26 protein-coding genes are annotated in these 19,015 nt (G+C 56.1%); 4 read left to right on the forward strand and 22 right to left on the reverse strand.

Translation table 11 applies throughout. The annotated features are described in order from the left end of the window. Positions 1-30: 30 nt before the first annotated feature. The 5 genes from N1030_RS01525 to N1030_RS01545 all read right to left on the reverse strand — a co-directional run bounded on the left by N1030_RS01525 (position 31) and on the right by N1030_RS01545 (position 5,868). Positions 31-315: a hypothetical protein gene (locus N1030_RS01525; RefSeq protein ID WP_265827240.1), complete on the reverse strand. Its 285-nt coding sequence runs from the start codon at positions 313-315 to the stop codon at positions 31-33. Positions 316-610: 295 nt separating this feature from the next. After that, the gene (locus N1030_RS01530; RefSeq protein WP_265827241.1) at positions 611-1,579 is read right to left on the reverse strand and encodes a DarT ssDNA thymidine ADP-ribosyltransferase family protein; all 969 of its coding nucleotides are present in this window, start codon (positions 1,577-1,579) and stop codon (positions 611-613) included. Then, positions 1,573-2,442, reverse strand: coding sequence for a macro domain-containing protein (locus N1030_RS01535; RefSeq protein ID WP_265827243.1), 870 nt, complete (start codon positions 2,440-2,442; stop codon positions 1,573-1,575). The genes N1030_RS01530 and N1030_RS01535 overlap by 7 nt, the downstream gene beginning before the upstream one ends. Before the next feature lie 70 nt (positions 2,443-2,512). Next, positions 2,513-3,940 carry a primase-helicase zinc-binding domain-containing protein gene (locus N1030_RS01540; protein ID WP_265827244.1) on the reverse strand — a complete coding sequence of 476 codons (1,428 nt, stop codon included), beginning with the start codon at positions 3,938-3,940 and terminating at the stop codon, positions 2,513-2,515. 275 nt (positions 3,941-4,215) lie between these two features. Further along, positions 4,216-5,868, reverse strand: a complete 1,653-nt coding sequence (locus tag N1030_RS01545) for a DNA primase family protein (RefSeq protein WP_265827245.1) — start codon at positions 5,866-5,868, stop codon at positions 4,216-4,218. Positions 5,869-6,487: 619 nt separating this feature from the next. Here N1030_RS01545 and N1030_RS01550 point away from each other — a divergent pair. Beyond that, positions 6,488-7,792 carry a tyrosine-type recombinase/integrase gene (locus N1030_RS01550; RefSeq protein WP_265827246.1) on the forward strand — a complete coding sequence of 435 codons (1,305 nt, stop codon included), beginning with the start codon at positions 6,488-6,490 and terminating at the stop codon, positions 7,790-7,792. Here the strand turns inward: N1030_RS01550 and N1030_RS01555 are convergent. From N1030_RS01555 to N1030_RS01630, 16 genes are all read right to left on the reverse strand, one after another. Next, positions 7,718-8,023, reverse strand: coding sequence for a hypothetical protein (locus tag N1030_RS01555; protein WP_265827247.1), 306 nt, complete (start codon positions 8,021-8,023; stop codon positions 7,718-7,720). The two genes, N1030_RS01550 and N1030_RS01555, sit on opposite strands and share 75 nt — an antisense overlap. A gap of 11 nt (positions 8,024-8,034) precedes the next feature. Next, complete coding sequence (locus N1030_RS01560) at positions 8,035-8,586, reverse strand: hypothetical protein (protein ID WP_265827248.1); 552 nt, start codon at positions 8,584-8,586, stop codon at positions 8,035-8,037. Positions 8,587-8,588: 2 nt separating this feature from the next. Further along, positions 8,589-9,701: a phosphoadenosine phosphosulfate reductase family protein gene (locus N1030_RS01565; protein WP_265827249.1), complete on the reverse strand. Its 1,113-nt coding sequence runs from the start codon at positions 9,699-9,701 to the stop codon at positions 8,589-8,591. Then, complete coding sequence (locus N1030_RS01570) at positions 9,701-10,144, reverse strand: hypothetical protein (RefSeq protein ID WP_265827250.1); 444 nt, start codon at positions 10,142-10,144, stop codon at positions 9,701-9,703. The genes N1030_RS01565 and N1030_RS01570 overlap by 1 nt, the downstream gene beginning before the upstream one ends. Then, complete coding sequence (locus tag N1030_RS01575) at positions 10,137-11,141, reverse strand: phage Gp37/Gp68 family protein (protein ID WP_265827251.1); 1,005 nt, start codon at positions 11,139-11,141, stop codon at positions 10,137-10,139. The genes N1030_RS01570 and N1030_RS01575 overlap by 8 nt, the downstream gene beginning before the upstream one ends. Then, complete coding sequence (locus N1030_RS01580; RefSeq protein ID WP_265827252.1) at positions 11,134-11,847, reverse strand: hypothetical protein; 714 nt, start codon at positions 11,845-11,847, stop codon at positions 11,134-11,136. The genes N1030_RS01575 and N1030_RS01580 overlap by 8 nt, the downstream gene beginning before the upstream one ends. Then, entirely contained in the window at positions 11,837-12,616 is a 780-nt protein-coding gene (locus tag N1030_RS01585; protein WP_265827254.1) for a hypothetical protein, read from the reverse strand. Before N1030_RS01585 ends, N1030_RS01580 begins: the two co-directional genes overlap by 11 nt. A gap of 2 nt (positions 12,617-12,618) precedes the next feature. Next, positions 12,619-13,128: a hypothetical protein gene (locus N1030_RS01590; RefSeq protein ID WP_265827255.1), complete on the reverse strand. Its 510-nt coding sequence runs from the start codon at positions 13,126-13,128 to the stop codon at positions 12,619-12,621. Between the two features lie 2 nt (positions 13,129-13,130). Continuing rightward, complete coding sequence (locus tag N1030_RS01595; protein WP_265827256.1) at positions 13,131-13,358, reverse strand: hypothetical protein; 228 nt, start codon at positions 13,356-13,358, stop codon at positions 13,131-13,133. Positions 13,359-13,390: 32 nt separating this feature from the next. Beyond that, on the reverse strand, positions 13,391-13,864 hold the full coding sequence (locus N1030_RS01600) for a DUF1937 family protein (RefSeq protein ID WP_265827257.1): 474 nt from the start codon (positions 13,862-13,864) through the stop codon (positions 13,391-13,393). Then, complete coding sequence (locus tag N1030_RS01605) at positions 13,861-14,118, reverse strand: hypothetical protein (protein ID WP_265827258.1); 258 nt, start codon at positions 14,116-14,118, stop codon at positions 13,861-13,863. The genes N1030_RS01600 and N1030_RS01605 overlap by 4 nt, the downstream gene beginning before the upstream one ends. 86 nt (positions 14,119-14,204) lie before the next feature. Continuing rightward, the gene (locus N1030_RS01610) at positions 14,205-14,579 is read right to left on the reverse strand and encodes a hypothetical protein (protein ID WP_265827259.1); all 375 of its coding nucleotides are present in this window, start codon (positions 14,577-14,579) and stop codon (positions 14,205-14,207) included. Positions 14,580-14,849: 270 nt separating this feature from the next. Next, positions 14,850-15,080 carry a hypothetical protein gene (locus N1030_RS01615; RefSeq protein WP_265827261.1) on the reverse strand — a complete coding sequence of 77 codons (231 nt, stop codon included), beginning with the start codon at positions 15,078-15,080 and terminating at the stop codon, positions 14,850-14,852. Next, positions 15,073-15,468 carry a primase-like DNA-binding domain-containing protein gene (locus tag N1030_RS01620; protein ID WP_265827262.1) on the reverse strand — a complete coding sequence of 132 codons (396 nt, stop codon included), beginning with the start codon at positions 15,466-15,468 and terminating at the stop codon, positions 15,073-15,075. Before N1030_RS01620 ends, N1030_RS01615 begins: the two co-directional genes overlap by 8 nt. Continuing rightward, on the reverse strand, positions 15,465-15,974 hold the full coding sequence (locus tag N1030_RS01625) for a helix-turn-helix domain-containing protein (protein ID WP_265827263.1): 510 nt from the start codon (positions 15,972-15,974) through the stop codon (positions 15,465-15,467). Before N1030_RS01625 ends, N1030_RS01620 begins: the two co-directional genes overlap by 4 nt. A gap of 113 nt (positions 15,975-16,087) precedes the next feature. Beyond that, complete coding sequence (locus N1030_RS01630) at positions 16,088-16,378, reverse strand: hypothetical protein (protein ID WP_265827264.1); 291 nt, start codon at positions 16,376-16,378, stop codon at positions 16,088-16,090. Positions 16,379-16,635: 257 nt separating this feature from the next. On the opposite strand from N1030_RS01630, the gene N1030_RS01635 reads away from it, so the two are divergent. From N1030_RS01635 to N1030_RS01645, 3 genes are read left to right on the forward strand one after another with little or no spacing between them, the layout of a single operon-like run. Beyond that, positions 16,636-17,496, forward strand: a complete 861-nt coding sequence (locus N1030_RS01635; protein WP_265827265.1) for a helix-turn-helix domain-containing protein — start codon at positions 16,636-16,638, stop codon at positions 17,494-17,496. Between the two features lie 30 nt (positions 17,497-17,526). Continuing rightward, the gene (locus tag N1030_RS01640) at positions 17,527-18,072 is read left to right on the forward strand and encodes a DUF4875 domain-containing protein (RefSeq protein WP_265827266.1); all 546 of its coding nucleotides are present in this window, start codon (positions 17,527-17,529) and stop codon (positions 18,070-18,072) included. A gap of 3 nt (positions 18,073-18,075) precedes the next feature. Beyond that, the gene (locus N1030_RS01645) at positions 18,076-18,696 is read left to right on the forward strand and encodes a hypothetical protein (RefSeq protein WP_265827267.1); all 621 of its coding nucleotides are present in this window, start codon (positions 18,076-18,078) and stop codon (positions 18,694-18,696) included. A gap of 73 nt (positions 18,697-18,769) precedes the next feature. Here the strand turns inward: N1030_RS01645 and N1030_RS01650 are convergent, their stop codons facing one another. Next, positions 18,770-18,988, reverse strand: a complete 219-nt coding sequence (locus N1030_RS01650) for a hypothetical protein (protein WP_265827268.1) — start codon at positions 18,986-18,988, stop codon at positions 18,770-18,772. Between the last annotated feature and the right edge of the window lie 27 nt (positions 18,989-19,015).

The following is a 19,015-nucleotide window of genomic DNA, read 5'->3' on the forward strand; positions in this document are numbered from 1 at the left end:
GACAAGAGGCACGCAGGGGCAGGATTGGTGTTATTGCTCTTTGGGGCACGGATAGATCTTGATGATGCGACAATGTTCTCCATCCAGCCGGAGGTCCAATCGTGGGTTATTGTATTCTTCTGCAATGACCTTGAAGAGTGAATCAAGGATGAAGCTCATCTCTTCCGCAAAGATGCGCGTTACGCGATCGTCTTTCTTGTGGAACTCTGTGGCTAGGTAGCGTGCCAGTCCGGCAAGGTTTGCGCCGAGTTCTGAGAGGGGGACAGTTGATTCGCCGGGTGCGATTGCGAAAAGGGGGGATGAATTGCGTTCCATGGTGGAACCTCCTACTTGAAGATGTTGAATTTCCTCCTTTGAAAATAAAGGAGGCCGGGAGCTTCAACACCGCCAAGTAGAGCGGCCCATACACCTTCCCCTTGCGGGTCTTGTATAATGGATGGACTCCCGGCCAGATATGGCTGAATGGAATGCCGCTGCCGGAAAAAGGATAGGCCTGTGGCAGGGCGCAAAAAATCCACGACTATCGGGCGCGGTTATCCGCTACTTGTTCGGCTGTTGAAGGCCGTGCTGATAACTCGCCACAAAAGTATGGGGATGTCAAGGGAGGGTGTTAGACGAGGGTTGAGTTTGAGAATGTCGTTTGGAGTGCAAGGGTGTCGTCTAGATATAGTTGGACAAGGAAACTATCATAATTTTCAGGAATTAAAATGTTAATAACTTCTCGTGAATGTACTTGCTTTTGGATGAGTACTGCCTCGAGATTGGATGGTGTGATAACGACATTGCAGTTTATATTGTTTTGAAATTGAGCGTTGGGATTGAGCTGTATGGAGAGTGTGTTGTTGTTTAGCGTTGCGGATTCAACAAACATCCAAGACTTATAGTAGAACGAGCTGTCAGTAATGTATATAAGGTGTTTGAGTTTGTTGTATATTTCAGGGCCTATTAAGCTGCATAGTGTATTGAACTCAGGTAGAGATCTACAGCCAATCCATTGTAGGCCGCTGGAAAAGCTTAACTCGTTAGGAACAAGAACCTCGGCATGCCTATGGAATATGATAGAAGCTTTCTCTGTCGGGTCTTGAGGCAGGTAGCCTCGGTGAAATACTTTGTCAAAGGGGATTTTGTCAAAGTCGACTTCATTGGGGCCGTAGGAAACAGTGGCGGTTGCCATATTGCCATTCGAAAAGGAGGTGTTGTCTAAAGACATCACGCTCATTGAGTCAAATGCAAAAAAAATAGGGATCGGACAGTGTGGTTCGTGATGTTTGTCCTGTGGTTTTATCCCTTCGTTGTTATACTGAGTAGGGGTTAAGGGCGCGTGGTATAGTCTTACAAAATTTTTATGCGTAGCGCATGTGTTTTGTATTACATTAGCATTTGCGTTTTCATTTTCCATCAAGCCCAATTCAGTGGATTTATTTCTTGAGAATATTGTCTCATATCTCAAAATGTTCGCTGCATTGTGAATGTCAGTGAAATGATATATGTATCTCGGCCAATGTCGATAGCCGTGGGGTAGGTTCTGGGTCCAGTGTGTGATGTGGTTCTGAAGTTTGGCGCTCCATTCTTTTACCATGGCAATTTTCCTTGAGATATTATTTTGGTAGGCTGAGATATTGCTATGGTTTTTGTTGGGTGTGAATGAAGAAACCTTTCTTCCTTAGAAATTTCAAATATGGTTATGTATGGAATTTTACTAAAAATTGAGTATATATATTCTGCTCTTGTTTTTTCAGGGCTGTCACAAAGTGCGTTTGTTAGAATTTTTTTTGTGTTAAGATCGTTCCATATGGACTTTACGTATTCCAAATCAATTGAAAAAGTTTCTTTGTTTGACGATATCTCAAACTTTTCATTCGATATACTTTCAATTGTAAATGATGAGTTGCTGTAAATTGAAAGAAGTATTTTCCCTACAAGTTTGTCTATGTCGGTCAATATTTCATCGAATGGTATGGCTTCATTAAGTGGCTTTAAGTGTTCAGGGGTTGTTTGTTTCCCGGAGACAATGTGTATATAAACAGGGATTGGAAGAGGTTTGAGATATTTTTCCATCATGGGCCTAACAACTTTGTCCCAGTTTAAACCGCCATTCCCAGTGCCAAGTTGAGGGAAAGAAATGCTCGTGATTCCAAGTTGATGATAGTTATCTACAAATTTAATTAGCCCGCTTTCAATATAATCAGGTTTCGAAGGTGCTCGCCAATGTTTCTTCGTTGGGAAATTTAACACATATCTATTCTCAGATTTGTAGAGCCAGAGCTTGCCAACATCCAACAATTTCTTGTCACAAATTTCTTTGTACTTTTTGTACATGTCAGGAAATTGTTTTTTATATTGAAGCGCTATCCCCTTACCCATTACTCCAACCGTGTTAACCGTGTTGACAATGGTTTGCGCAGGGGAAGCCCATATGCTGCTGGAAACGTACGTAAGCATCTCTAATCACCTCTTCAGAATCTTATAGGGGCTAAGTATTACCGAGTAAAGCCCTTCATTGGGGGGAAAACTACTGATTCAGCAGATTCCGGCAGTCGATGATGGCCGCTCCATGCGCTACCACCCAGTCAAAGGCGTCAGTGCGGAAGACAAGGTGTGATAGTTCCTTGCAGAGGGTTGCGTTCTCCGGCTTTGTCAGCCGCCATTGCCAATCCCATTTGATGCCGAGAGATGTAGTGGCATCATCTTTCTCAATCCACATGGGGCCGGAGCGCAGCAGCTCGTTCAGCTGCAGTACGCTGGTCGGGATGGCTTTCGGGGTAGGGGCGGGTTCGGCAATGCTTGGCGCTTCCCCTGCGTCGGCAGCCTCGCGGCGACAGTCCTTCCCAGAGGGAAAGGGTGGCAGGGTGAACGCTGGCGGAAGTCCGGCGAGGATCCACATGGCGAGATCGACACCATGTGCGACGGCTTCACCGGGATCTTTGCCTGCAGGAACAGGCCACCGTTCCGCTTGAGGGTATGTGAGCTGCCACCAGTCACGCTGCCTTGCCTGCAAGGCCTCTGTGCGCTCGGCCTTCTTGCGGGCTTCTTCCGTGTTGTTCTCAGGTTCAACGCGTTCCACATCCAAGGCATTCAGAATGCACAGGCACTTTGTTAGAATGCCATGCAGCCATTCATCAGGCTTGCCGCCGAGTGTTCCCATTCCCAGCGCTCCGATATCTTGCCGACCTGATGCGGCTGTCGCATCCCAGCAGGCAATGGCGTCCAGCTCGGCCTCGACCACCACGAAGGCACGGGCTTCCGGATTCAGGCACATAGGAACTGAGCTGGAGCCCGGCACCATGTAGTAGCGAGGGCCAAACTCGAAGTCGTTGTCTTGACGGATCTTGATGCGCTGAAGCTGTCTTTCACGCCAGTAGGGGATGACAATGCCCTTGGGCAGCCACAGGCGTTTGGTTTTGCCGTTCTCTGATGTTTCTTCTGTAAGACCCCATGCGGTGCGGGAGCGGTATTCCGGCTTGGGGTTGTATCCAAGGCGGCATCGCTTGGCGGCTTCAAGAGAAACGCCGCGCGAGGCGAGATAGGCGAGCATCGGCGGGTTTGCGAGCAGGCGCTGGTGGCATGTGGTGACAAATGACCTGGCTTTTTCCTGCCATAGTATTGCGGGATCATCGTGCGTTTTGTACGAGTATTCCCCCCGCGTCTTTCCTTTGCGGCGAGGTGCGGCCAACGGGCGATAGCCGCTTGCAGCTTCCACACCTGCAAAAGTACAGGCTTCGCGGTATGCCATGCTTCGGAAATCCCGAAGGTACTGGATGATGTCACCGCCACGGTTTTCAGCCCTGCACCAGTAAGTGCCGCCCTTGCCCTGGTCGGGAAAGGTGCGGAAGCGGTCCTTCCCGCCGCAGGCAGGGCAGGGGGATGCCCATTCACCGCTCGTTTGCTTTACGACCGTGCTATCCCCGACGTCTTCACGAACCAGATCAAGAATGTTCATGAGCTACCTCCAGAAAAGGACTATTGAACGATCACAAAACATGGTCCCGACAATCGTCCTTTGTTCCAACGTCCCTTTATTCTTTTCTTTTTCTTAAAAAGGGACGATGAGCGGATAGGTATAGTAAACAACATGCTCGAAAGCGTATTAAAGAGCCCCGCTGGAATATGGGGCACAATCGTTCTATCGTTCACGCACCTATCCTTGCCCTATCATTTCAGCAGGATAACAATTGGACTAACGTGTCTGCTGAAGGACCTTGATCGTGTTTTGCGCTATCCGTTGCCATAGAGCGTGAGTGCCCTCGGGTTTATGCGAATGCCGTAGTAACCTTTCACGTTGCCTTCACGCGGGATGCGTTCGCTGGGGAATCCCTGTTTACGCATGCGATCTCCCATGCCTTTCATTTTGGGCACGTTCTTGGCGCTGACGTTCTTGATCCACCAGCGCTCGAACACGGGGTAGAGCGTGGCCGAAAGCACATAGCTGTCTTTGATGACTCCGTCGGATATGAGGCAGTCTTCGAAGAAGTCCGCCATCACATCCTCGTCCTTCCGGTATTCCGAGGTGGCATCAAGAACTTTGCGCGGCGGGTTGAGCCCCTGCTGCTGATAGTCGAGGCATCCGCGTACCAGGCGGGCAAGGATGCCCGGATATTCCTTTTGAAGCTTATCCTTGAGGAATGGGTCACGCTGCAGCTCGTTGTCAGCGGAGGGGCTGTTCACAAAACGGCGGGTAAATTCCACAAGATGCATGCGGTCCCAGAAGGCGAAGTCATTGGCAGGAGCATGCGGGCGAACGTTGGTGAGCAGAACCAGCTGATGGGTGGGCTTGAAGCGCACCATGCGCTTGTCGTGTGGGTAGCGTCCGGTGAGGGTGTCACCGCCGGAATACCATTTAACCTTGCCCGCGCTGAACCGGGTTCCGTCGTCTGGTTCCGAAGCAAAGGCAATACGCCGCCCACGCAGTTCCATGATGTCGGCTGAAGGCCCCTGTGAGGAGCGTGCTTGCTTTTGCGCCAGCAGCATTTCAGCGGGAATGGGACCGGCAAGGTCATCGAGGATCTCGCCAATGGTTTCAACGAGCAGGCCCTTACCGTTCCGGCCTTCGCCTTCCATTACCAGAAAGGTGTGCTCGTTGGTGAGGCCGGTGATGGCATAGCCGAAAATGCGGTGCAGATAGGCGACCATCTCTTCGTCGCCTGCCATGATTTCCAGCATGAATTTGTCCCAGGCTGCAGCCTCGGCATCCATTCCCCGCCATTCAACACAGCTTGCTCGATGGAGAAATTCCCCCGGCACCCCCTTTCTGAGCTTACCAGTCCGAAGGTCCAACACGCCGTTGGCCACGGGCAGTAGCCAAGGCTCCTGATCCAGCTCATCACCACGGATGGCAATGGGATCGTCGATCATGCAGGCAGCCTTCAGGCAATTGTTGATGCCGCCGATGGAGCGCAGGTAGTCCGCTTGATCCGCCAGCACTTTGCACTGCCGGTTCAGTCGTGACGCACCTTCCTTGTCGCCGTCGTCTTCTGCCTGTTGTTTGAGCTTGTAGAGCTCCATGCGTGTCGAGAGGTAGCAATCAACCACGCGGGCAACAGCGATAGCAGCTTCCTTGGTAATGTCGAAATCCCAGTGGCTGCCACGCCAGACCATCCACTCGGCAGCCTGGTGATTGAAGGTGAACTTGTTCCGATGGAGCTGGGCGAAGAGCAGGCCGTTGCCGATGTCATTGGCCTTGGCGCATTGCACCACAAAGTGACGATCCGGCGCGGGATCGGCTTCTTCAATGGGGGCCTTGGGCTCTTCAGCCCGGCGTTTGGCTACCTGTTCACGGATGGCTGCCAGCTCGTCGACAGTGGGAGCCGGTGATCTATCAGAATTATCAATAGGTTCTGAATTGTGAGGCGTGAAATCGCTGTCGCTCATGCGTGCCTCCGCGTGTTACGAATCTCGCAACCGGTGCACCAGAAGCGTGTCGGCTTTAATAACCTTCCATTTTTCCACGCATATTTTTCCATCAGTCGCGCCCAAACTCTGAGCCTCGCAGCACCCGTAGAGCCGCTTGACGCAGAAGGACCCGCAAGCAGGCAGAGCCTCGGGCCTCGCCAAGGGACGATTTGGTCGGAAGATTTGAAAGGGAGGGGAGAGGGCGCGGCGCGGCGAGCCCCCTCTGAAGGATGCCGCCGCATGCGCGTCGGCGTCAGAATCGGATGCAGACCAGAGGGGAAGAAGCGGGTACTGGTGCAAAAACCGGGAATATACCGGGAACAAACCCCGAAAACGCAAAAACGGGAAGTTTCAGAGCGCATCATTTTGCGCCTGTAACTTCCCGAATTTATTCTGGTACCGAGGGCGAGACTCGAACTCGCAAGGGATTGCTCCCGGCGGATTTTGAGTCCTTTCCGGCGCGGTGGTGGCGATTCCCTTGATTGCCCTGAGTGTTTGATGATAGGCGGTTAGCCACATTCTTTTTCCCTGCGTTGCCCTGCGCTACTGCGAAACGGGGCACAGATGGGGCACAGATGGAGAAGGGGAGGGCACTGCCATGGCAGACAAGTATTACAACGTGGAAGGGGTCAAGGGGCTGCGTTACCGCGAACACCCCACCCGCATGCACAAGCGCAAGCCTGACCGCTACTTCGTTGTCAGATACTACCGCAACGGCGTCAGGCATAGCGAGGCCATCGGCTGGGCAAGCGAGGGCTGGAACATCGAGAAGTGCACAGACCTTGTCAACGCGCTGCGCACCAACTACCGGCAGGGCAGCGGGCCTGATACCATCGCGGGCATGCGCGAGGAATACCAGCAGCAGCAGGCAGAGGCCGCGCGGCAGCGCGCCATGGATGAAGCGCGGGCCATCACCTTTGCCGACTTCTTCCGCAGCATCTACCTGCCCAAGGCGCAGAAAACAAAGCGCAGTTGGCGTGACGATGAGATACGCGCGGAGAAGCGCATCATACCGGAGATGGGCGGCATCCCGCTGGAATCCATCACGCCGGAAATTGTGGAGTCCTTCAAGGATGGACTGCACGAGGACGGCCTTGCCGATGCCACCGTGCTGCAATACATCGCCGTGATCAGGCGCGTATTCAACGTGGCCAGCATGACCAGCGTGGACGGCGTGCCGCTGTTCCGTGGGGAATCGCCCGTGCGCGGCGTGAGCAAACCCAGACCGGAGAACGAGCGCTCCCGCTTCCTCACCCGCGATGAGGCGAGGCAGTTGCTGGAACGCTGTCTGGAGCACGTTGCCAGCCCGCAGCGCGTCAATCATGCCCGCTATTGGATGGACCTGCACGACGCCATGCTGCTCGGCCTGTACGCTGGCTTGCGCCTGGGCGAGATACAACGCCTTGAATGGGCTGACGTGAACCTCTTTTCCGGTCACATCACCATACGCAAAGAGAGCGACCGCAAGCCCGGCGGTGCTGTTCCGGCCAATGCCGACCTTGTGGACATGCTGCGCCGCAGACTGCAGGACCGCAACAAGGGGGATGCCCTTGTTTTCGTGCCTGTGAACGGCGGTAAGCAACGAGAGAATATATCGCATCTGTTTACCCAACTTGTTGATGAACTTGGCCTGAATGCCGATGTGACCGACAAAAGGCACAAGGTTGTGTTTCATTCACTGCGGCATACCTTTGCATCGTGGATGGCCATCGATGGGGTGGATATCTACCGCATCAAGGAACTCATGCGTCACAAGACCATTGCCATGACCATGCGCTATGCCAAGCTCAGCCCGGACGCGAACCGCAGCGCAGTGGAAGGGCTTTCCCTACGCAACGCGCCCAAAGCCGGGAAGCTGCTCAAACTCGCGGACGCCAAAGCGGCGAACTCCCCACTCAATTAGATCGCGCGTGCGGTAGAGCACTTTCTGACCGGACTTGAGCGCCCCTCTGGGGCCACGCCCTTTGCTGTCCGCATTGGCCAGCGTCTTGCCGTTGAACCAGCCGCCGGTGAATACCTCCACCTTTTCGCGCGCGATAATCGGCGGCAGGCCCTGCACGCAAGACTCTATGAACGCCTTTTCTGCTTCGGTCAGCGGGACCTTCCAATCAATGATGCTCGGTTCAGATGCCATCACCGCCACCCCTATGCAGCCGCAGCCATCGAACCGGCGGCGGGTTGATCGTTACCGAAGATAATGGGCTGCACAGCTTCGTATACGGCGTTGCCACGCTCTTCATATTCCGTTGAATGGGCGAAGTGTTCGGCGCTGTTCAGCAGGCTGGAAACAAGGCGCGAAAGCGTCATGTCCAGATAGCGCCACTGGCGCGAGCGCTGCGCGTACAGGCTGCGGCAATCCCACACCAGAGAAGCGGACATGAGGATGAAGGTGACCAGCTCCAAAGAATCAAGCCGCCCTTCGCTGTCGGCCTGCAGCATGCTGTCACGCACGGCAATGACCTTGTTCATGCCGTCGACGAACTCACGCCTGTAGGCAGCAGACCAGCAGTTGATTACCTGAGCACTGAATACTTCCTTGCACCAGCGGCGAACCTTGATCACCTGTGCTACCCCTTGGGGCGTAAGAGTTCCGGACCGTTCTATAAGATCAAGCCCTTCGAGCAGGGATTCAATACACATCTGAATGCGGCGAGTAGTCCGCATCTGCTCGATTCTGGATTGCTTATCTTTTGACATGGCTAAGCCACCTCCAACAGGTTGCATTGTTCCATTACCGGCTCAGGCTCCCACACTAGGCGGGCGGCAAGGCTAGGGTTTGCGGCGTCCTTGCAGTAGCGCAGCACATCGCGCAGGCCCAGACGGTTCATGCAGTAGTCATACAGGCGCGGGTGCGTGAGCGCGAGGCGCTGGAAGCGGTTCTGCGGGCCGTCAAGGTGGTCAAGGTGCAGGCCGAAGCAGCAGAACACGCAGCCGGTGCGACGCACGCCCGTGGTGAAGAGCCTGCCGTCACGGTTCTCCATGATGCGCCCGTAAACTGCGGGAATGGGGATGTTGAACAAACGTATGGCCTGCAGCACATCCTGTTCCGTCCAGAACGAAAGCGGGGCGCTGCGCGGATGCACGGCGTCATAGGCATTGCAGCCCGTCTTCAGGTAAGTACGCTGCCGCGCCTTGGAATCAGAGGCCAGCGTACCCACAAACGGCTTGCGGCCCGTGGCCTTCTCAAAGGCCGCGCTGGGGTCCTTCTTCATGATCTTGCAGCACACATCCGACACCTCGAACGGGGCCTGCGTGAGAAAGCGCCACTGCTTGGGAACCTTGAACCCGTGCACCTCTCGGCCATGCCGGTTGATGCCCTGATCATAGAGCCGCCAGATGTTCTGGTTCTTCTCTGTGGGGTGGCGCAGAATGTTCACCCCGCGGGCGATCTTCTTGGACGCAAGCGGCCATCCATAATCACGCACCACCTGCCAGAAAGGGATTTTGGGACGTAGCACCACATGGTTGGGCGTTGCCTTCACCAGCCGCGCTATTTCGGGATATTCCAGCCCCGTGTTGCAGAACACGGCAGGCACGTCGGGATATTGCTGGCGAACCAGATGCAGCAGCACGGACGAATCCTTGCCGCCGGAGAAGGAAACGCTCACAAGCCCGTCCCAAGCCTCGTACCAGTCGGATATGACCTTGTGGGTCAGATCGATCTTTTCCGGCAACGACAGGGCCTGCTTACGCAGAAGTTCGTCAAAGGCGGCCTGCACCGCACCGGACCGCACGTTCTCGGCCCATTGGGCTTCATGCGCGGTAAGGGGCTTCGGCACGTTGCCAGCCGCGTCGAGGGTGGCAACGTGCATCACATCCCCCCCCCAACCGGCATCAGACCGCACCACCCTTTGACGGCATCACGATCACGCTGCAGGGCGTCTTCTTTGCTTTCGCGCCAACCACACCAAAATTCCCACGGCTCTTCAGGGTCAAAACAGTATTCCCAAATACAATTTTCGGGGACGTATGAGGGGCGTTCAGGCTCCATTGTGAACCTGCTGGCATACTCAATGGCAAACGCTTCTGCCTGCTCTTCGTTGAGTTCTCCGCTCGCGGCCTCAAGTTTTCTGATCTCATCGTTCAGAGAATTCTCACCCGCTACAGTGTGGCTATGCCGCATACATTCAACTGCCCGTTCCCTGCACCACATGGCGCAGCCGGAACCAAGGCAATGCACCTCATGTTCAAAGGTGCTCATCTGGGGGCAGATCAGGGCCTTAGCTTCGGTTTCGGTCTTCATGAAATCAGCCATGCTTCACCTCCGGCACCTGCCGCCATTCCTGCCTGTCGAGCATGTGACCGGCGGCTTTCTTGCCGACACGCTTCATGGTGAAATTGCACGATGGCGTCAGTTCTTCTCGGCTATGAGCAACTTCGTGATTCCAGTTAAAGGTGATATGGTTGCTGTCAAACGAAGTGCCAGCATGCACCCAACCGTCCTCTGCCCACTCCCCCCACTGCTTGAAGAAATACGGCACACCGGCTTCCTTGCATTGATCGCGCAGGCCACGGAACCAGTCAGGATGAGACGGGCGGGCACTAGGGCCGGACTCACCGCCGCAGATAACCCAGTCGAGGCCCCACTGTGTACCGAACACCGGGAGAGCTTCGTCTGCTCCGTGGCGTATGGTGGTCAAATCAACCGGCCCAAGCATCGGCTCAATGGACACAAACCGCTTTGCCGCAGGGGTATCGAGCAGTGCAGGAATGCGCTTGTCTGCCTGCTCCTGATTCTCGGTGGTTACGCCCAGCCAGACATTCGGGAGAGCGAAGCCGCCACGACACATAGTGTATTCCCATACTGCGCTTGATGAAAACTTCTTGGCAGCCCTTGATGGACCGTCAACAGACCGATGCTTACCGATGCCAGCTACATACTGGTGCATCCGTTCCGCCCTTTTTGTCAGCACCATGAAGGTGTGCTGCTGGTTCAGGCCCATGACTGCAAACAGCATATCCAGCCATTCAGTCGGCACATTCGGGTGGAACACGTCTGTCATGCTGCCCACGAAAATGCGCTTGGGCTTCTTCCACTCAAAAGGCTTTGCCCACACGCTATCAAAGGCGGCGCAGATATTTCCGTTCCATTTACCGTCGGCGATGGTTCCGGCGTAGTAGGGAGTTGCAGGATTGCCTGCCAGCCGCCGTGCCATGACTTCCGCATAGCAGTTGTCGCAGGCAGGGCTTACCTTGCTGCAGCCCACAAACGGGTTCCATGTTTCGTCGGTCCACTCGATGTTGCTAGACATGCTTCACCTCCGGCTTGTCCCACTCAATCACCCACACATACGGATTCTCAGCCCAACCAATACCGCGCTTTGAATAGATGGAGTCCCAGAGGATTCTGAATTTTCTGCATGGTTCAAAACACGTTGAACACGGCATCACAATGTCGCACCCAACACATTCATCACTGGGGAGAACCCCCTCATCAACAGCATCTGCCCCGCTGATCTCCCGCAGCCGCTCCACGCGGACGGACTTCACGGGCAACACGATGCGGGCGGCTTCCATGAATACGCCGTTGGGTATGCCCTGCTTTTGGGATACCCAGCGGGGAACGGGCCACTTGTCGCGGTATTTCATTTCCCATTCATCAGAGAGGCGGGAAGGCACTTCAAGTGAACGGGTAACCTTGTCGGCTGCATACTCTATGGTCAGTTGCATGGGGTCTTCGCCGCCGAAGTCGCGCACGTCGACAACACGGGCAGACTCACGCACCCACAGGGCGCCACCTGCGGCGTAGGGTTCCTTCAATACGTAGCGCCGCTTGCCCTGCGGCTTGTCGTCACCGATGCGGAACACATCCGTGCCGAACACCGTATCAGGCCAAATACGGCAAGACTGGTCGAAGCCTTTAGGCAACGTCACAGGCCGCCGCGTCTGCGTCTTGGTGCCGTCCAGCACGGCGCGGGTCATATCGGTTGTCATGGGTATGGGCAGGCTACGCGGCATGACCCACCTCCGTATCATCCATGGAGGGCTTGGCCTCTGCAGACATTTCAACGCTGGGCGCAACAAGGGGGTCAGGGGTGGAAGCGTGGGGCTTGAGCCATGCGGGCGCGGCGCGCCTTTCCGTAGTCGTTGGCGCATCGCTCACTTCCATCAGGGGCATGATGACACCAAGAAACTCAGGCGCGCAGCCGAACCGCAGGAACACGGCGCTATCAAGGCTTTCAGAGGGGTAAACACAGACCTCTTTGAATTCATAGTTGTCAGCGCCATAGACAGTCATTGCGCTGATGAATTCACCAAGGCCCCTATAGGGGAGCAGGGGGAGAACTGTAGAAGGCTCTTTGCCAACACGGTTGTAATAGGCTGCGGCCATCCAATCCGGGTATTGCCAAGGTGCCAGCGGCTCACTGCCCAACTGTACATGCAGGGGATTTTCCCACCCGTCATACACTGCCAGCCTCGGCGCGCCGTCAAAGTCCACCAAACGCAGGGTTGCGGGCATCTGATGCTTATCTCTCTTCGGCGCACGTCGGGGCTTGATAATGTTCAGGGTCTGCTTGTCCACGCGCAGCACAAAGGGCTGGCTGGCCTCGCCGTTTTCGTCGTGGGCTATTCCAGCCATGTGCCCGTTCAGGGCAACGATATACACCCCTTTTTCAGGGTGCGGCTGCACGGCCACGCAGTTGATGGATTCCATATGAGGTTCAGAGCTGCGGAACTGTGCCGCCAGCCAGAACAGGCGGGAGTCGACTTTGAGAGTGGGGGTCATGGCTATGCTGCCTCCTTCGCCTTAGCCCGCTGCAGGCGGTCAATCTCGGCAGCGCACAAGGCACCGGCCTTGATCAGGTCCTTGAGGTTCGGGAACGGGAAGCCGCCGCGCTTCATGTGAACGCTGTTCCACGTAGAGGGGAAAACCAGTTCCGAGTCGTGGCAATCATCGGCAATGCAGTAATAGGCTGCAGCCTGCGAAAGCTCGTAGTCGGTCTGCGCATCGTCATGCTCTGCTGTCCAGCCTTCTTCCATGATCTGACGCTTGCGCTCGGCAGCGATAAGGCCAGCCCCGTCAACGTCAGGTGCAGGCGCGCCTTCAGGCTTGGTGCCGGTAATGTAGTATTCGTCAGAACCTTCTCGGAGAACCTTGTAGCCCGGCTCGCATCCTTCGCCGATGTGTCCACAAGCAAACAGCTCGCTAAGGTCGCAGCCACATTCGCCCGCGCAATACAGTCCGTCATAGCCATGGGCTTCCAGCCCCTTGCGGATAAGGTCACGGATATCATGCATGGCTACGCCTCCCCCTTCATGGATTCCAGAAGGCGCTTCGCATGATGAGCCTCATTCTGCGCTCTCAAAAGACACAGGCGCGCATTAATCGCGGGCTTGGCCAAGCTTTCGCTGACGCATCCCAGAAACGACTCAAGGTCGGTTGTGTGGTTCTTTATGGTCACCACAACCTTGTCCATGTAGCGGATAGTCTGGTCCAAGGCGTCACGGTCGATATAGTTCTCTTCCATCTTCCAATCCTCCAACAGTTGAAGTTGCTTTCTTACGCCGCCAAGGTGGCAGCTGCGGGATATTCCGCAGCAGGCAGCGGGCTGTCATAAATACAATCTCGGTGACCGCATGGGCGGCCATCGCGGGGCAGGCCCACAATGAAATCTGGGCAGGTGGTACAGAGAATGTCGGGCGCGTGGTAGATCACGGGCAGGCCGATGCTGCGGGCAAGGTCAATCTCGGCCCGCACACCCGTGCTGTGGTCCCACAGCGGCAGGCAGAGCACGTGCAGTTCGTGCATGCGGGAAAGCGTGTCGCGGCACAGGGCGTTCCAGAACCGCCAGTCTGTGGGCAGCTCATGGCGCACAGCCGCTTCGTGGGTCAGGGTTATAGGCGAATACACACCCAGCCCCGCCTTCCACATCTCGGCGGCCTTTTGGGTCACGGCCAGAAAGCGGGCTTCGCGCACGCGGGCGTCCGTATGGGTATAGGGGGTGGCAAGGTAAACGTGGGTAAGCGGAATCACGCTGCCCCCTCCTGAATCGTGCACGCCTTGGCCTTGTGCTGGGCTTCCAGTTCCTCGGCGCGGGCGACAAACAGCAGGCTCAGCATCTCGCAGCTCTGGGCGTAGTTGCGCAGCCGGTGGGGAGAAAGGGCCGCAAGCCCTTCCTGCAGGGCGTGGTCCATGCCAGCGCCGAAGCTGCCAAGGTGCCGCGCGATTTCACGGCAGGTCTGGGGAACGTCCGCCGACTTGGGCGGGAGTTTGTGCAGGCTACCCATTGTGCTTACCTCTCGAACAGAGCGCCCCGAAGGCGCAGGCGATTGTGATTATTGCGGTAAAGATCAGGCACCCAATTATCCACGGGTCATGCAGCATCATCGCCAGTCCAATGGCGGGCTGCTCCAACGTCCGAAGCTGCTCTGGGTCCATGGCTTCCTCCCTGCCCGCGCTGGCGGGCGTTACGGGTTGCAATGTCGCGTTCTGCGGGTGAGAGACAGTCCGCAGAGAACGCGGGCGGATACGCGCGCAGCTCGATTACGGGTGCAAACCCCAGAGCGACGCGGTGACGGCGGCTAACCCGTTCTATGGAGCGGGTTATCAGGGCAATGTCTTCTTCATCCTCCGGCATGCGTCCGCTCATCAGGTTGAGCCGCGCCACGCGGTCGCGCAGTTCGTCGCATATCTTCACAACTTTGGCTGAAGGATGCGGCGCGCTCTGGGCTGTCTGCTTCTGAAACATGGTTGCCTCCGGTGTCCTGTTCCGTGTGGTGAGAGGGGCGGCCCCCCGCGAAGGGGCGAAGGGCCGCTTGCCTCAGTTGATGCGGGTGGCGCAGCGTAGGTGTGCCGCGCGGCCGCATACAGCCATCAGCCGCAAATGGGCGGTGTTCCGGCTGTCCGTGATGGCGCGGGCGGGGTGCTGTCGCTGAAGAGTCGGGGGAAAGGAGGGAAACCCCGAATCACCAGCCCGTGGCGCGCCACCACGGAGGGCCGGAACGGCCCTCACAGAGGGTTAGGGAGGCGAGGCAGTAAAATCGGGGTGCACCATCCGCGCACGGGCAAAGTCGTCGGAGAACTGCAGGCGGTAACCCTGCGGATACAGCTCGCCGTACACGCGATTGCCAAGCGCAGCGCGGCGCTCATCCATCAGGAAGTTGGCAATCAGCATCGTCTCAAACGGCGTCGGGGTGCGGTCGCCTATGGCGGCATGAATGGGGGGCATGGGGGGCATGGCGCTACGCATCGGGCGACTCCTTCAGGCGGATGCCCGTATAGAACACGTAGTTGCTCTTGAACTTGCTCACGCGGTCGGAAACAGCCTCGCCGAACCGGCGCATGCCAAGGTGCTCATGTCCGTTGGCATCGCACCATTCCTTGAAGGCGGTGTACAAGGTGTTGTGCTGAATCTTCACGCGGTCGCCGCCAACCATCTCCACGCAGTCGGTAAAGAACTGGTCAACCAGCGCATCAGCATGCCCGTTGCCGTTCAAGGGCAACGCCTCGCCGGAAGAAATGCGGCTCCACAGGGCGTCGTAGGTGGCAATCACGGCCTCTGCGCCTGCACCTTCACACATGCGCATGGCCATTTTCAGAACGCGCATACGGCTTTCAACAACGGTTTCAGCTTTCATCGGGCAGACCCTCCATCTTCGCGCAGCGCGCTCATACCGGCGATGAGCTCTCCGAAGCGCACCAGCACGTCATAGCTCTGCCGGATGATCGTCCGCGCTTCGTGCGGCTGCACGCTGTGGTCAACCTTCAGCGCGTCTTCCACGGCCCTGTGCACGTCGCCCATTTCCTTGCAGATTTCGTTGATGAGGCGCAGCAGTGCCAGTTCATCCATGGGTTCGGCGACAAGCCCGCAGCCTTTGCGCTCCTCGTCGTAATGGGTAAGCAGCCAGTCTATGAGGTCGCGGTTGCGAAGCACCGCACACAGGCGCGGAATGGCCTGCGGCTGGGGCCAGTAGTTGTCAGACGGATTGAAATAGCGGCTGGCATTCGAAGGCGACCACTTCATTAATTCCGCAACGTCTTCACGGGTCATGCCGCTGCGGCCAATTGCCAGATCAAGCGCCGCAGAAAACGACATGTGCTTGAAGTATTCGCGGTTAATGGGGGCGGGGGGTTGCTTGCTCATGGTGTCATTTTTCCTTGTGTTCACACATTGCCAGCCCGCAGCGGGACTGATTAAAAATCAAACATGGGTAGATGAAATTTCGACGAGAGTGATTAAATTATGCCTAGGCAGCCCTAGGCGGCTAAGGCTACGGCGTCGTTCTCGTCTTCCAACTCGGTTGTCTGCGGCTTGGGTCCGGGGGTGATGTATTCGGGGCGGGGAAGCAGCTCAGGGGAAATCCCGAAGGCGGTGAGCTGATTATGACGATGCGGGGCAATGGTAGGTTGGCGCAGCATACGGCTGACGGCAGGTGCGGAGACGCCCATATAAGCGGCGATGGCGGCAATCTTTACGCCAGCCCGCTCCAGAGCAACGCCAAGCTTTTCAAAGCGGGTTAAATTGGTTACGGGATTAATTTGTTGCATGGTTTTTCCTCCGTGCATTGTTTTTGTTTCGTGCGTTAATTGTGGAATAGATGAAAAACACTTCACTGGCAATACGAAAAATGAATCATGAATCAAATATTGCCGCAAAGTGGCCTCATAGATTTGAAATAATTTGCAATAAAATTTTTCAAATTCTTGGTCCTGAAGCGAATTTAAGCCAGCGCGCCATTGCCGACTTCCTTGGCACGTACCAAAGCAAGGTGCGCCTATGGTCCGGTGGCCAGCTACCTAGTGCCGTGGATCTCGAAACCATCGCCCGCAAGTGCGGCATCTCCCCCACATGGCTGCTCACAGGCCAAGGCGAACCCGAAGGCCGCACCATTCCGGACGATGCCCCGCGCGCGGATTGGGCCGCGCAATATCCCGTGATCATGCAGGCGTGGAAGAAGTACGCCGCAGAGAACAAGCTCCCCATGAGCGAACTGCAGTTCGCCAAGGAAGCAGGCATTACCCACGGCAAGCATCAGGCGTGGAAGAAGGGGCAGCGCCCCAGCAGCGACGATCTGGAAAAGCTGGCCAGCGTGTTCGGCTTACACCCCGATTGGCTCCTGCTCGGCATGGGCGACCCGCGCACGGGCATGGATGGAAAGAAGGCCGCAAGGCCGCAGAAGATAGAGCTGCCGGAATCCGCGCAGCATCTCACCGCGTATCAACAGGAATTACCCCCGGTCCCGCCCCTGCAGGCTGCAATGGGTGCAGGCAAGCTGCCCGTGATGGGTCTTGCTCCTTGCAGCGTGCAGGGGTGGGAAACAGGCCGCCGCATGGCCGTGGATGTGGAAAGGCTGGCAGGCTTGGGGCCAGATGCCTTTGCCGTGCTGCCGATTGGCGACAGCATGGAGCCGGAAGGAATACGGGAAGGAATGGTCTGCTACTGCGACCCCGACCGCGCACCGGAAGAAGGCGATGCCGTGTATGTGGAAGCCGACGGGCGGGCGACAATCAAAATCTGGTCGGGCGATTCGCCGGAACGGGCGGGCATGATCAGGCTCACAGGCTGGCTGCCCAAGCGGAACGGGGGCAAGGTTTTTCATGTGGATGTGGCAAAGGAATCCATCACCATCATCGCGCCGTGTGTGTTCGTGAAGCGCAGGGCGTAAAACATCACCAATCACTGAAAGGGGGCTGACATGAGAAAGGTGTTTTTGTTTTGCTGTATGCTTGTGTTGCTATCAACGTCTGCGTTCGCTGGGATGCTGGATTATCAAATCGTTGAGCTGCAACGGTTTGATGCCACCAAGATAAATCGGCATCGCCTCCGTACTGACATTGTCATCAAGGACGTCATTGCAAAGCCGATGAGCGATATTATCGAAACATCAAAATTTGCTGCGGCAGACGTGCTGAAGAAGAACAAGGCGCATGCTGTTACCGTCAGAGTGTATCCTTCTGAGCATTTTATTCGCGGCGGCACCCCCCTATGCATCACGGAATATTCCCCCGACGGGTATGGATGGTCAGGCACGGGCTCGGGCATATGGGCTGTGCAAGCGGCAGGCACCATGCCAGATGCTAAAACGGTGCGGATAGCCGAAGAATGGGGGCGGCTCTATCCCAAATACCACAAGGGCCTCGATACGGATGAGAAAGGCTTGCGTAAGGAAATCGCCAAGAACCTGAAAATCCCCTATGACGATGCGGCGCCCGCATTCATTTTTCTGGATAAAATGGAGTAGGCAATGAAGTATTCATCCCGTATCAATTACGTCCTACTGCTAACAACACTCCTGCTTACCGCGTGCGCCACGCTGGAACCAATCCCGCCAACGTACCAAAGCGCTGATTTTCCCAAGATAGGGGACGTCCAGACAATCGAAGTCGGTGAGCCCATGTGCGATCAAGGGACCCTTGCCGTTTATCATGGCATAGAGATTGTCGAGATACCGGCAGGCCATGCCACACAACTGGCTGTTGGCGACGTGTTCATTGAACGGTACATGGGCCGCTATGTCCTATGCAGGCAAGGCGTAATGCCTCCACATATGCAGGAAATAATTTTCGATAAGTCTGGGTTATTCGGCGCACTCGAAAAGATCGGGGCCAAAACCGTCACCAAGGATCTTGTGCTACAGTCATCAAACTATCTTCGCCAGCAACTGCTCTATAATGGTCGCAGCAAAGACAGCGTTTACTTTTCATACAGGGAGTTTGCCAGCGACATGGCGCGCCCTAGCTACAGCCAGGATCTGACCTTTGATATATCAAGTGATCAAGTCGTCGGGATAAAGGGCGCACGGTTTGAAATCATCAAGGCGTCAAACACAGAAGTCACATACAAAATGCTAAAGCCCTTCAAGTAGCAACAGCAACGGCGGCCCGCTCACTAGCGCAGCCGCCGTTCTCATTATCTCCCGCATCATCAAATCCTAACTACTAGTTATCTCCCGCCAGCGGGCACCCTTTGCCCTTCACTGTTTTGCAGCGTGCACAGTCTCCCCCTATGCAGGCAGCCGCAAGCTGTTCAAGATGCCGCTGCACCAGCAATAGTGTGTGCCCCGCATCCTCTCCCACATGCTGCCGCACCAGCGATAGCACAGCAGAATCCCCCTGCAGCTCGGCTGCTAGGCAGCCTCCTCGCATTCCTTCTTCCATATTGCCCTCCACGAATCAGGTTTTCAC

This window comes from Desulfovibrio mangrovi (assembly GCF_026230175.1).
In the GTDB taxonomy this organism is placed as follows: domain Bacteria; phylum Desulfobacterota; class Desulfovibrionia; order Desulfovibrionales; family Desulfovibrionaceae; genus Halodesulfovibrio; species Halodesulfovibrio mangrovi.